Annotated in this window: 8 protein-coding genes; 4 read left to right on the forward strand and 4 right to left on the reverse strand. The window is 45.5% G+C overall.

The window, feature by feature from the left end:
* Both HKN88_04110 and HKN88_04115 read right to left on the reverse strand, forming a co-directional pair.
* Positions 1 to 860: LacI family DNA-binding transcriptional regulator (locus tag HKN88_04110; GenBank protein NNC97237.1), on the reverse strand; the 860-nt coding region annotated here is incomplete at its 3' end.
* A gap of 281 nt (positions 861 to 1,141) precedes the next feature.
* A complete protein-coding gene (locus HKN88_04115) occupies positions 1,142 to 3,244 on the reverse strand; it encodes a glycoside hydrolase family 97 protein (protein NNC97238.1) in 2,103 nt (700 codons plus the stop codon).
* Positions 3,245 to 3,343: 99 nt separating this feature from the next.
* On the opposite strand from HKN88_04115, the gene HKN88_04120 reads away from it, so the two are divergent.
* On the forward strand, positions 3,344 to 4,849 hold the full coding sequence (locus HKN88_04120; protein NNC97239.1) for a tryptophan 7-halogenase: 1,506 nt from the start codon (positions 3,344 to 3,346) through the stop codon (positions 4,847 to 4,849).
* Between the two features lie 8 nt (positions 4,850 to 4,857).
* Positions 4,858 to 5,892 (forward strand): cupin-like domain-containing protein, encoded by a 1,035-nt coding sequence (locus HKN88_04125; GenBank protein ID NNC97240.1) that lies wholly within the window; start codon positions 4,858 to 4,860, stop codon positions 5,890 to 5,892.
* Positions 5,893 to 5,896: 4 nt separating this feature from the next.
* Here HKN88_04125 and HKN88_04130 read toward each other — a convergent pair whose 3' ends face one another.
* A complete protein-coding gene (locus HKN88_04130) occupies positions 5,897 to 7,405 on the reverse strand; it encodes a tryptophan 7-halogenase (protein NNC97241.1) in 1,509 nt (502 codons plus the stop codon).
* A 114-nt stretch (positions 7,406 to 7,519) separates the two neighbouring features.
* Positions 7,520 to 10,267 carry a TonB-dependent receptor gene (locus HKN88_04135; protein NNC97242.1) on the reverse strand — a complete coding sequence of 916 codons (2,748 nt, stop codon included), beginning with the start codon at positions 10,265 to 10,267 and terminating at the stop codon, positions 7,520 to 7,522.
* Between the two features lie 441 nt (positions 10,268 to 10,708).
* On the opposite strand from HKN88_04135, the gene HKN88_04140 reads away from it, so the two are divergent.
* Together HKN88_04140 and pulA are read left to right on the forward strand one after the other, a co-directional pair.
* On the forward strand, positions 10,709 to 12,508 hold the full coding sequence (locus HKN88_04140; protein NNC97243.1) for an alpha-amylase: 1,800 nt from the start codon (positions 10,709 to 10,711) through the stop codon (positions 12,506 to 12,508).
* The coding region (gene pulA / locus HKN88_04145) for a pullulanase-type alpha-1,6-glucosidase (GenBank protein ID NNC97244.1) at positions 12,508 to 14,375 on the forward strand (1,868 nt) is incomplete at its 3' end. The genes HKN88_04140 and pulA, both read left to right, overlap by 1 nt.

Genomic DNA, 14,375 nt, shown 5'->3' on the forward strand with positions numbered 1-14,375 from the left:
ATGTCATCAAAACCGGCCACAGAAATATCTTCCGGTACATTCAGGCCATGTTTATTAAAGGCTCGAATGGCTCCAATCGCAATCAAATCACTGACACAAAATACGGCGGTGAAATCCATGTCACGATTTAACAGTTCCCGGGCGGCGGTATAACCACACTCCTCGGAAGAGTGTGCGCCATGGTGCATTAGCGGGTCGATGGTTAAATCCGCTTCCTGCAAAGCAGTGGAGAACCCGTTAAAGCGATCACGGTATTCCGGACTGTCATCAGAAATATCTCCGATAAAAGCAATATTCTTGTGCCCAAGTTCTAGCAAATGTTTTGCAACCTGGTAACCACCGGAAAAATTATCACAACCAACAAAATACCCCGGTTGACCCTCTACCACAGGCCCCCAGGTCACGATGTGTGCGTCACTGTCTTTTAAGGATGAAATGCGTTCAATGTAATCGGTGTAGGCACCGTAGCCTAAAAAGATAATGCCATCGGCTTTTTTTGACGATTCGTAATCGGCGATCCAGTCCTGGCTGAGTTGCTGGAATGAAACCAATAGGTCATATCCGTGACGTGCAGCGGCATGTGTAATGCTTGTGAGCATGGTGGTGAAAAACGGATTGATCATGGTGGATTGGTCATCCGAATCACGCCGGATCAAAAGCGCAAGGGTGTTAGTGTGCTGGGTGCGTAAGTTGCTCGCGTGCACATCCACTTTATAATTCAGTTCTTTGGCAATGGCTTGAACTTTTTCACGGGTTTTTTTGCTCACCAATGGACTATTACGCAATGCTCGCGATACCGTGGGTTGTGATACCCCGGCGAGGTGAGCAATGTCTATGGCTTTGATCTTATGGGTCGGCATAATTAGGTATGGATTTTTATTATTATTGGCAAGCTGGGGTGTGCCGATAATATACACGGAATTAGGCCAAGTATCGAAAATTACGCTTTGAATTAAGCCAAGTTGTTGTTTTTAATCAGTTTTTGTATCGTTATATGACCGGGATTCCCATTTCACGTATTCATAAATGCCGCGGTCAAGCCCCGGAAGAGTATCTGATTTGCTTTAATAACTAGCCATCAAAAAGTGACGGCTTATTCAAATTCTTGTCGTGTCCAGGCACGTAAACCGAATTTGTAAAATCATTTCTTGATAAATCTGATCGCTGCTCCACCACCATTTCCAAGACTGAGTGATAAAGTATCAGTCGATCCCAGGGTGCGTTCCTCAATCACAATGTCGTACGGGTTCGAATCGTAATTTGCCAATGGACCATCGCGGTAAATTTGTGCCGTGTATTGCTTACCAGCTTCTAAAAACACTAAAGGAATGGAGAAGTCGCGTGCCTGTTCATCTGTGATTGCGCCTAAATACCAGTCTTCACTATTTCGGTCTTTACGTGCAATCACCAAAAAGTCACCAATCTCGCCTTGTAAGGCTTTTGATTCGGACCAGTCGGTGGGAACGTCTTTTATGAATTGGAACGCGTTCATATGCTTGGCATAATGTTCGGGTAGATCGGCCACCATCTGAATCGGACTATAAATGGTCAAATACAATGCCAATTGTTTGGCCAAAGTTGTTTCAACTCGAGAGCGTACATCATTTCTGGGCATGTCCTCTCTTACTGGCGGTAACTCACTCGGACGCAATTCAAATATTCCGGGCGTGTAATCCATGGGCCCGGATAATAATCGCGTGAAAGGAAGTATGGTGGTATGTTCCGGTGGGTTAGGCGGTACTCCCCAGGCACTGAACTCCATGCCACGAGCACCTTCGCGTGACACCCAGTTGGGATAAGTCCGTCTGAGTCCAGTATCTTTAACGGGTTCATGCGGGTTGATAGAGATTTTATGTTGCGCGGCTTTTTTTACCACCTTGATGTGATGGTCAACCATATGTTGTCCATCATGAAATTCATATTGTGCAATGCCATTTGCATCAATTCTTTTTATGTCACCGGCGTCCGCCACATAGCCGGTTTTTATGACTTGAACGCCGCTTTTTTCATACAAGTCAAAAGCAGCGTCCATCTGGTTTTCGTAATTTGTGATATTTCCTGAGGTTTCATGATGCCCGATTAGTGGCACGTCGACTTTTTTGCCATAGGCTGCAACGGCTGCAATGTCAAAATCCGGATAGCTCCTGGTGAAATTGAATACATCGCCATTATGAAACCAGTCACCATCCCAGCCTAGATTCCAGCCTTCAACCAACACACCATTGAATCCGTGTTGCGCGGCAAAATCCATGTAGCGCATGGTTTCTTCAGTGGTCGCACCGTGAATACCGTCATTGCCCCAAGTGCGTTCGCGCATGTGCATTGCCCACCAGATACCGATGTATTTGCCCGGTGTGAACCAGGATACATCGCCAAGCTGATTAGGCTCGTTCAAATTCAAGATAAGATCAGAATTCATCAAGCCCACGGCATCCGAAGCAATTTGGATGGTGCGCCATGGAGTTTTGAACGGTGCTTTGGTTTTGACTAGTACGCCATCCGAACGAGGTGCAAGATTGGCTTTCAAATTACCGCTACGCAGTTTTTCCAGGGACATTCCGGAGTAATCCAGGAGGGCGGCTTCATGCAGGCTGACATGCGTCCCGTCGGATAACTTCAGGGTGACAGGGGTATGCACCATCTTGACTTTATTTAAGGGGCTTTTTTCATAAAGGTATTCATAGCGGTTCCATTCGCGTGCAGGAATCCACCAGGTGGTGGCATTCTCATCCAGGTTGAATTCGGTCAGTTCGTCATTAATAGATACGGACTTGAATCCAGCTTGTTCTGGCACTTCGTAACGGAAACCAAGACCATCATTAAAAACCCGGACACGCATACTCATGAGCTGAGGTCTATCCGTGCGCTCGATCAAAACCAGTAGTTCATTATGCTGGTCCTTGATAAATTGCCGTTCGCCCCAGGGTTGTTCCCAGCTGGTATCAACCGAGCTTTGACTGGAACTTACAATCCGCAGTTTTTCATCAAAACCGTGTTGCTCAATAAAGCGCAGACCCAGACGCGAGGAGTGGATGACTTCGGCAGCACCTCGTGTGACCGAATATCTCAGTTGCCCATTCTCGTCACTAAGAGAGAAATCTATCAATCCATCAGGTGAACCGATCTTGAGCGTTGTGGTTTCTTGCTGCAGGGTATTTTCTGGCACTACTGTAAGCCCTGATGCTGCACATGCTGCAAGGATCAGTATTGTTAAAAACGAAGCAGGTTTGAGAATGAAGTGCATGTCAGTGTTCCGGTGTTTGCATGAAAGCTGAAAAGTTCTACTGCTATACTAGCGTATCGTACCCAAAGATAAATTAAATGCATACGAATACATGGTTTTATGAGTGATAAGCAGATTAAAAAGATCCTGATCGTTGGCGGCGGCTCGGCCGGCTGGATGACCGCCGCGGCTTTGTCTAATGCTTTGCGGGGTGGTTGCGAAATTCAGCTAGTTGAATCCGCTTCGATTGGAACTATTGGTGTTGGTGAAGCAACTATACCCCCTATTAAGCTATTCAATCAATCGCTCGGCCTTGAAGAAAATGAATTTGTGTCTAAAACTATGGGTTCATTTAAATTGGGCATAGAGTTTGTAGACTGGGGTAAAAAAGGCACACGATATTTTCATCCGTTTGGCACATACGGTGTCGATTTTGATGCGATTCCAATACACCAGCATTGGCTAAAGGCTAAAAAAGAGAAACAAGTTGAGAACCTGGATGATTATTGTATGGCCTGGGCAGCTGCAGTACGTGGAAAATTTCACCCACCATCCAGGGATCACAGCAAAATTCAGTCAACTTTTGATTACGCTTATCATTTCGATACAGGAATGTATTCACGCTATTTGCGACAGTATGCAGAAGCACGCGGAGTCGTACGTATAGAAGGCAAAGTTGTGAATACAACTCTAGATACAGAAAGTGGTTATATCCAGAGCATCAAACTTGAGCAGGGTAAATCACTTGAGGCGGATTTCTTTATTGATTGTTCCGGTTTTCGTGGCTTATTGATAGAAGGCGCTCTGCAAACAGGATATGAGAACTGGACGCATTGGTTGCCATGTGATCGTGCTGTGACTGTTGGTAGTGAACAAGCGGAAGACATTATTCCATACACACGCGCCACGGCAAAAACATCTGGCTGGCAATGGCGTATTCCATTGCAACACCGAACCGGTAATGGCCATGTGTACTGTAGTGAGCATATGTCTGATGATGAGGCGACAAGTGTATTGCTGAATGATATTGACACCAAGAAAACCTGCGACCCATTTGTATTACGTTTTTCCACTGGACGACGGAAAAAGTTTTGGAATAAAAACTGCGTAGCTATTGGATTATCAGCAGGTTTTTTGGAGCCACTTGAATCAACAGGCCTACATCTCATTCAAACAGCTATTCGTCGCTTAATAGCATTGTTTCCTGAGTCAAAAAATAATGGACTCGCAGAACAAGAGTTTAATCGTATCACGATAAAGGAATACGAAACCACACGGGACTTTTTGATATTACATTACAAGGCAACACAGCGCGATGATTCCGAATTCTGGAACTATGTTCGAAACATGCAAATCCCGGAATCACTGCAATATAAAATGGATCACTTCCAGACAAGCGGGAGGCTTGTTTCTGACGGGGTTGAGCTTTTTGCTAATCCCAGCTGGCTTGCTGTGTATTTAGGCCAACATCACTGGCCACAACACTATGACCCTAAACTTGATCTCAACCCAAATAAAGATGCATTGTATAACTTGCAACACTTGCGAGAGCTTATGGCCAAAGTGGCAGCAAGTATGCCAAGTCATGCAGAATACATTAATCGCTTTTGCAAGGCCGTAATGTGAATTTCAATTTGCAAGAAAATGCAAAATCCGTACGTGTTTGGGAAAACGTGGATCGCGATTCATTTGCTCGAGAAATATTACCTTTGGCGCAACCGGCTATTCTGAGAGGTCTTGTGAGTGACTGGCCAGTTATACAAATAGCCAAAGACTCTGACAGCGCATGGAAAGACTATTTAACAGACTTCAGTCTGGAAAAACCAGTCCAGAGTTTTCACGGTGCTGCAGATATGGGTGGTTTTTTTACATTTTCAGATGATCTCAAAACATTTAATTTTGTGCGTAAGCAACAAAGCTTGTCGCATGTGCTTGAGCAGCTTTTGGATAAGAGCCGGGTCCATGGTTCAACCTATTTATATGCGGGCGCAGTGAATGTCTCCGAACACCTCCCGGGTTTTGCCAAAGAACATTCAAATCCCTTGATCGATCCGGCGATTAATCCAGAAGTAGATCAGCTTTTCTCTATCTGGGTTGGCAATAAAACCCGGGTGCCGGCTCATTGGGATTTGCCACAAAATATTGCCTGCGTCACGAAGGGTCGTCGTCGTTTCACATTATTCCCGATCGAACAAGTGCCCAATATGTACATAGGCCCACTGGATATTACGATAGCAGGGCAACCAAGTAGCCTGGTTGATCCCTACAATCCAGATCTTGAGCGATTTCCAAAATTCGTTGAAGCCGCTAAACACACACAAATTGCTGAACTCGAACCGGGTGACGCCTTGTTTATACCAAGTTTATGGTTGCATCATGTAGAGTCACTGGATGACGTCGGCATGTTGGTGAATTTCTGGTGGCGTGAGGGTCCAACCGCCACAAGATTTACGCCAATGCACTCCTTAATGCACGCCATTCTTTCAATTCGTAATATGCCGGAAGTTGAAAGAATGTCATGGAAAGTATTATTTGATCAATATATTTTTCAAACCGGCGATGACCCGGTAGCCCACTTGCCAGAGGGCAAGCGTGGTGTGCTGGGTGAATTGGGCGAGCAGGGTGAAGCAAATTTACGTAAGTACCTGGCGAGCCGCCTGCTACGCTAACTGTTTAGGTCAGGCAATATTGATTCAAGTAGTCGGAATGCGCAGGTAGTTTATTTACTGTATTGTCTACAATATTTTTAACATTCGCTAAAAATTCCTTAAGTTGTTCATCCGTGATCCTGTCTGCCAATGGATGGTGATATTTTGGAATTATTCCTTGTCCAAGCATAACCTGTACCCAACTACTGTCACGGAAAAGGTCTTTGGGTTCACGCACTATGCGCCCACTTTCGGCAAACAAATCCATCTTATGTTGCAATGAATCGGGTATAGGCATAGTGCGACAATATTTCCAGAAATCGGAGTCTGTGCGTTGAGTCTGCTTATAATGCAGGATTAGAAAATCCCGAATCAGATCGTATTCTTCGCCAGCCTGGCGATTGTATTCACTGATATCAACGGGAGAAAAATCCCGATGCGGAAACAATCCGATCAATTGACTGATGTTGGATTGAATCAGATGAATACTTGTCGATTCCAAAGGTTCCAGAAAACCGCTCGAGAGCCCGATTGAGACACAATTCTTGTGCCAGAATTTTTCACGACGCCCGGTGACGAAACGCAATACCCGCGGGTCTCCAATTTTGCCCGCGTCCAGGTTATTTAGCAGAATCTTAATGGCTTCATCGTCAGACATGAACTGATCGCAATACACATGGCCATTACCAGTTCGATGCTGTAAAGGAATTCGCCATTGCCAACCTGAACTGTGCGCAGTCGATTTTGTATAAGGCAGCAAGGGTTCAGTAGATTCAGAAGCTACTGCAGCTGCAGAATTACAGGGTAACCAATGCGACCAGTTTTCATAGCCAATTCCCAATGTATTGCCAATCAGTAGCGCACGAAAACCCGTGCAGTCAATGAACATGTCTCCGTGAATTTCCTGTCCATTCTCCAGTTTGATTGATCTGATGAATCCATTATCCGGTCTCAGCTGTACATCAACAACTTTACCTTCGGTACGTTTAACGCCAGCGTTTTCAGAATACTTACGCAGATACTTGGCGTATAAACCGGCGTCGAAATGAAAAGCATAGGCAAGACCGCCCATAGAAGTGTTGCCAACTTTCTGTAAATGGGCGAAGCGCTGCTGGTAGGCAGCCGTATTATGCAGGGAGTAATCCCACAAACTGGTCTTGGCGCCTTGCTGGATACTGCGAAGCCAGTATTGGTGAAAGTGTAAATTCGATAGGTTGATGCCAACATCACCAAAGGTATGCAAATAAGAATCCCCGACCTTGCCCCAGTTACTGAACTCAATACCAAGTTTGAAAGTGGCTTTGGTTTCCCGCATGAACTCGCACTCATCGAGTCCAAGAGTTGTATTCAGTCGAATTAATTGCGGGATAGTCGCTTCACCAACACCAACAGTGCCAATGGAGGCGGATTCAACTAATTCAATGTCGACCACATTGCCGAGAAATTTACTCAGTGCCGCAGCAGATATCCAGCCTGCGGTCCCGCCTCCGACAATTACGACTCTTTTTATTTTATGTGAATTGTCCACTGTCATTTTTTATCGAGTTCGTAAGAGTGAGATTGAAAAAACAGATTAGCACGTTGTTTGTGCTGGGCCAATAAAAAAACCCGCCATGTAGGCGGGTTTCTCTGATGACATTTCTAATACTCAGAACTTGTAGTTAAAGCCCAGAATGTAGGAAGTGCCGTAACGTTGCCAATCTTTCACTTGTCGCGGGTCATCATTCAGGAAAGTCCTGAATTCTTCATCAGTCAGGTTATAGGCTTGTAGCAGAATACTTGAACCCTGGAAACGTCCTTGGGTAAAGGTGTATCCCAACTGAGCATCTATAACATTTTCACCGTTCACATCACGAAAGTCACGGTTGGCGCCAAACCCGACAACTTCGCCCAGAAAGTCTGAACGGTCACGACTACTGAGTCGTGCCTGGAAGTTGTCATTCTCATAATAGATTGAGGCATTCTTGATCTCACGTGAGAAGCCGGGGATGTCAGTTGGCGGCAGTCCCGCTTCAGGAGTGATTTCACTATCATTATAGGTGTAGCTGAAATATAGACCAAAGTTTTCCAACGCCGGGCTGAACAATCCGCCTGACAAGTTAGTTGATAATTCAACCCCGGTAATATGTCCGCCTTGTGTGTTGATCGGGGCAGAAAGGGTTCCAACAGCAAGGTTTGGATTGTCCGCTAGAAAGTCAGCACCAAAAATTTCAGTTACTTCTTCAGAAACATCAATTAAAGTTGTTCCACCGGAAATCCAACTCAAAATATCTTTATAGAACCAGGCTATAGCAATATTACTGGCTTCATCGGTAAAATATTTCTCGTACGAAACATCATAACTATTAGCCTCATATGGCTGTAGCCTTGGATTGCCTCCGCCTGCGCCAATACACGATTGCCCTTCTTCAGGATTATGTGAAATGTCACCGAGAGTAGGTACTCCGTTTACAAGGGCACAAATTTGTGAGTTATTTCCCAAACCGCGTCCGGCACGCATTTCATCCATTCGTGGGCGTACCATCGTCTTCGACATAGCCAAGCGAACGTAGTCATTTTCGGTAAATTCAAAATTCAGGTTCATAGAAGGTAGAAAGTCATTGTAGTCATCACCGTCTGTGAACGATGTCACAACCCCATTTTCGAAACTTGGTCCTGTAGATTCCTGTTCAGCTTCAACATATTGCACACCGATGTTACCGTTTACTGGAGTGTCACCCCACATCATTCCAAGATTGAACTGGAGATAATAATTTGTGACATCTTCTGTGACATTCCAGCCTTTGGTTAAAACATCAAAATTTTCTAATGAACGCAATGAGTAGGCACCTGATGCCAATACAGCTTCAGGGTCATAACTAACCATGCCGGGAATACCAAGGAAATCCAGGGCAGTCGAACCTAACAACAAGTTGGATGGGATTGCAGTGGTGTTATCGGCGCCTGGATTGGCCAGATCTACAAAGTTCTCGATACTGATCTTGTCTTTTTCCCGTGAGGTATGATTGATACCGTATTCAATACTTTCAATGACATCACCCCCCACAAAATGCTCGGAGTCAAGACGTATTGCAGTCAATTCATCATCCGTAGACGGCTCCTTCAAAAATCCGACTTGTCCCCAGCCACCCGGGTCGGTCAGAACGATGGTATTCGGGTCTGCGTAGTTGAGGCTAGAATCGAAAACGAATCCGCCACCTTCACCAATAGAAAAGCCGAGGTTATCTGTCGCGCCATTACCACCTGCTCCGGTTCCTGAATAGGTTTCAAGATCGATGTCATCGCGTTCGGCTTTAGAACTACTGATATCTGCAGTCAAGGTCCAGTCATCATTCACCTTGTATTCGGTATTGAGTGCCAGTGAGGTCAGATTCGCATCACGCGCACGTTTGTCATTTCTCACAACACCCTTTACGCCATTGAACTGACCGCTGGTAACGAGACCGTTTTCAACTGTATAGCCTGGTTGAAGTTGTGCGCCACTCCAGTAAAGCGGAAGTTCGATGCCGCGCAGTATACCGCCGTCTTTATAATCTGTATAAAACACGTCACCAGTGACAGTGAGTTGATCATTTGGAGCGTATTCCACAGTACCGAAAAATGCATCACGTTCCAGATCACGTGATTCGACATAAGGCTTGGCGCCACCAATGATCAGATCTCCGTCGATATCCGGATAACCCCAGGCATCCCAACGCTCTGCTTGAGTTGGTGATGATTGTGAGGCAACACCAAGAGCAATACCAAAGGTGTCGTTGGCAAATTGATCGATGTAGGAAGCAGTGAAACGGAAGCCGTCTTCATTTGAACCGGCATTCAGATCGCCCTGACTGTTCCACTCGTAGCGGCCATTCAGGTTGATTGCTTGTTTTCCATACTCTAGAGGGCGAATGGTTCTTAGATCAACAGTACCGCCAATAGCCTGACCAATCAGACTCGCGTCCGGTGATTTGTATATTATGCCCTGGCTGATCAACTCAGCTGGGTATTGATCGAATTCAATCCCACGGTTATCACCAGTGGTTACCTGTTCACGACCATTCAATAAACCGGTAGTGAAATCTGGTCCAAGGCCACGTACCGAGATCACTTGAGCACGACCACGAGTACGTTGGGCTGCCAGTCCAGGCAAGCGGGCTATTGATTCTGCGATGGAAATATCCGGCAATTTACCGATATCTTCTGCTGAGATCGCTTCAATAATTGAGCTTTCTCCTTTTTTAGCTTCTAAAGAGTTTCTAATACTGGTTCTGATCCCGGTTACAACCACTTCTTCTACAGCTTCCTCTTCTTCAGTATTATCTTGTGCATACATCGGAAACGCTGCCGCGACTGAAAACGAGACCAGGGTGGAACCCAGTAATAATTTTCTCTTATTGAGTTTGGATAATGACATGTCTTTTGTACCCTCCCGAGCGTTGACATAGGTATTATTTGTGTAAATGCCTTCTCAGGGTGAAAATATCGCATTTACGGGTGACTTTATTGTAGGTCTGCAACACTTTTTTGCAAGAATGTCCCGGATGATTGTTTGTGTATTTGCTTACCAAATTTTAGGTTTTCCTGTTTATACTATAAATCTCAATATCATCTGCAAATAGCTAAATTCGCTTATAAAATGCTGAAATAACAGCATAAAAGTACAAAATTATTACTTTGGGAGAGAGCTCAAATGCTCAATTTAGAACATGTGTTTTGTCGTCAATTGCTAAATCCGTCAAAGCGGCGTAACTTGAATACGTATGCAAGAACTACAGCACTACTGGCTCTGGTTTGTATTTGCGCCTGTACCACACCAAATGGTGTAAAAACAACAAATCCAGTGGATTTTAGTCCGATGTCTGGATCAATAGCTGACTCGTCTGAAGAGCTCACGGACTATCTATCTCGTGCACCGGAAGACGATGTCATCTATTTTATGCTGCCCGACCGTTTCGCGAACGGTGATTTGACCAATGATACGGGTGGTTTTGGTGGTGACAAATTCCAACACGGATTCGATCCAACTCACAGAGGCTTTTATCATGGTGGCGACCTCAAGGGTTTGACGGCTAAGCTTGATTACATCAAAGGGCTCGGCGCGACAGCGATTTGGTTGGGCCCTATTTACAAGAACAAACCAGTGCAAGGGCCGCCCGGGCAACAAACGTCTGGCTATCATGGTTATTGGATCACGGATTTCACCGATGTGGACCCGCACCTGGGCACCAGGGCTGATCTTAAGGAGTTTGTAAATCAGGCACACGCCAGAGACATAAAAGTGTATCTGGATATCATTACCAACCACACCGCCGATGTGATCAAAATGCGAGAATGCCACAACCCCGAGATATCCAGAGATGAATGGCAATGGGATTGTCCGTATTTGACCAAAGCCGATTACCCATACAGCACGCAAGGTGATGTAAACGGGCTAGAAATTAACCCGGGTTTTCTTGGTGATGCCGATGAACATCAAACAGCTGAAAATTTCAGCAAACTGGTCAATGCCAATACCGCGTATCGACCATATATTCCAAATGGCGAGGAAAACAGCAAAACGCCAGCCTGGTTAAATGACCCGATCTATTATCACAATCGTGGCGATTCTGACTGGTGGGGCGAGAGTTCTTTGTACGGAGATTTTTCAGGCCTTGACGACCTAATGACCGAGCACCCGCGGGTGGTAGATGGTTTTATTGAGATTTTTAAATACTGGATCACAGAATATCGTATGGACGGATTCCGCATCGATACCGCCAAACATGTAAATGCTAATTTCTGGCGACAGTTCCTGCCGGCCATGCAAGCGCATGCAGCGAGTGAGGGTATCCCGAATTTTTATATGTTCGGAGAGGTGTATGACCAGAATCCGGCGGGTTTGGCAAAAACCACACGCGTGGATGGATTTGAGCAGTCACTGGACTTTGCCTTCCAGGACACGGTTGAAAAAGTCATGACCGAAGAAAGTGGTACCGAAATATTCGATTACTTTTTAATGAACGACACCTTATATAACAACGGCAGTGCAACTGCCCGTCGGCTACCGGTTTTTCTGGGTAATCATGATATGGGACGATTTGCCGGCAAGCTCAAAGCGGCGAATCCTGATATATCGCAGAGTGAATTGCTAGAACGCACCAAAGTCGCACACGCGATCATGATGTTTCTGCGCGGTGTGCCGGTAATCTATAGTGGCAGTGAGCAGGGTTTTGTCAGTGATGGTGGTGATCAGCTTGCTCGCGAAGATATGTTCCACAGCATGGTGGCTGAATACAATGACAATAACTTGATAGGTACCGATAAGACCACGGCGGATGAAAACTATGATTCCGACCACCCCTTATACCTGACCATTGCACAACTCAGTGAAATTCGTAAAGCTCATCCGGCGTTAAGCCGCGGTGAGCTAAAGCTACGACTAAGTCAACGTGATGGCCGAGTATTAGGGTTTTCAAGATTTGATCCTGATAACGATAAGGAATATGTGGTGGTGATCAATACGGGTGCAACTACAGAATCCGTGAATGTGGAAATTGAATATACCTCCACTCGGTTTGAGACTATTCTGGGAAGTTGTCCGGCGATGGTCAGGGCGAATGGTGTTTTGAGTGTGGAGTTGGGAGCATTCGGAGTTAACGTGTGTAAGGCTCAGTAATGGTATCTGTATTTCGGTATGCGATACATATACTGTGTTTGGGATTGCTGCTGGCATGCTCATTAAATCAGTTCCCTGACTCCACTATTGCCAATGGAATATATTCCAGTCACAAGATAGAGTTGGTCGAAATCGAAAATGATCGGTCTGCGCACTGGCTTAAAGCTGATCTATTGGTTTTGCCCGAATTCAATCCAGACTATTCTTATGATTTGGTTCGCAGTGACAATCAGGAGTCATTGGCTCTTGTTCAAGATGAAAGATTGAATTGGCATCAGAATTTCCCACATCTTAATGATTTTCAGGCCTTTAAGATCACGCTTACTAAAGATGAGGCCAGAAACTGGTTAAAAGCCTTACCCTTTGTTGTTGTTAAAAATAAAGACGAGCAGGTCGTTAAAGTTTCCTACGCGCAAACCGGTTTTGTTCTCGATGATCTCTATACCGGATCCGGGAATGACGCTGATGAGATCAACGATCTTGGTGCCGTAGTCGATTCAGATGGTGTAAGTTTCAAGCTTTGGGCACCGACTGCAGAAAATGTCACAGTCTTGTTGTTTGACAAAAATAAAAATCCAGCTGCTCAACGCAGCCTGCAAATGATCGAGGATCCGCAAACCGGGGTGTGGTCGGCGCTAGGCGATTCATCTTTAGAGTTCGCGTACTACCAATATCAGATCAGACTTTTTCACTACGTAACCGGCAATCTTGAATCGCTGGTTACCACCGATCCCTATTCCTTGAGTCTGTCCACGAACAGTGAGTACTCCCAGGTCATCGATCTAGATAATAAAGATACGAAACCGGCAGGGTGGGACAATCAAGCTATTCCGACGGTGAAAAACCCGGAAGACAATATATTTTACGAGGTGCACATCAGGGACTTCAGTTCTGCGGATACAAGCCTGTCCGATGCAACTCGTCGGGGCAAATACAAAGCCTTCAGTGAGCGGGAAAGTGCCGGCATCAAGCATCTTAAAAGTCTGCGAGCTTCCGGATTGAATAATATCCATTTGTTGCCAACCTTTGACATTGGCACAGTTGAAGAGGATCAGGCAAATGTTATTGACCTGCATGATCCATTGGAAAAAGTTTGTCAGATCGCTTCAGCAATCAGCATTTGTCAAAATAGTTTTGACAAAAACACCACTCTGTATGTGCTGTTGAAAAGCTTTGATCCGCTTTCTGAAAAAGCCCAGGCCTTGATAACTGAGGTAAAGCAATTCGACAATTACAACTGGGGCTACGATCCGTATCACTACACAGTCCCAGAGGGTAGTTATGCACTAAATCCGGAAGGTCAGGTCAGAATTTTAGAATTTCGGGAAATGGTTCAAACCCTACATGAGCTTGGCTTCAGAGTGATCATGGATGTGGTGTATAACCACACCCATCAGGCAGGACTCGATCAGAAGTCGGTGCTCGATAAGATCGTGCCCGGTTATTATCATCGCCTGCATCCCGTCACAGGCGCTATTGAACAATCCACCTGTTGTGATAATACCGCGACCGAACGCAGGATGATGGCAAAGTTAATGACCGATTCCTTGCGGGTTTGGGCGCGTGATTACAAAATTGACGGTTTTCGTTTTGATCTGATGGGCCACCAACCCAAAGGCGTCATGCTTACCGCAAGGGATGCCGTACGCGATGTTGACCCGGACACTTACTTCTATGGTGAAGGCTGGGATTTTGGCGAAGTGGCCAATAATCAACGCTTTGTGCAGGCTAGTCAATTGGAGTTGGGAGGCAGTGAGATCGGGACTTTCTCGGATCGCATGCGCGATGCCGTACGCGGCTGTTGTTTTAATTCCGAGGGTTCTGAAATACGACGTCAGCAAGGTATTGGTAATGGTTTGGGAGTTAT

Source organism: Gammaproteobacteria bacterium (assembly GCA_013001575.1).
Lineage (GTDB): Bacteria > Pseudomonadota > Gammaproteobacteria > Steroidobacterales > JABDMI01 > JABDMI01.

Bases quoted from the DNA above. Each gene is read 5' to 3' on its own strand.
- HKN88_04115 (NNC97238.1), bottom strand. From the start codon at position 3,244: ATGCACTTCATTCTCAAACCTGCTTCGTTTTTAACAATACTGATCCTT.
- HKN88_04120 (NNC97239.1), top strand. From the start codon at position 3,344: ATGAGTGATAAGCAGATTAAAAAGATCCTGATCGTTGGCGGCGGCTCG.
- HKN88_04130 (NNC97241.1), bottom strand. From the start codon at position 7,405: ATGACAGTGGACAATTCACATAAAATAAAAAGAGTCGTAATTGTCGGA.
- HKN88_04135 (NNC97242.1), bottom strand. From the start codon at position 10,267: ATGTCATTATCCAAACTCAATAAGAGAAAATTATTACTGGGTTCCACC.
- HKN88_04140 (NNC97243.1), top strand. From the start codon at position 10,709: ATGTCTGGATCAATAGCTGACTCGTCTGAAGAGCTCACGGACTATCTA.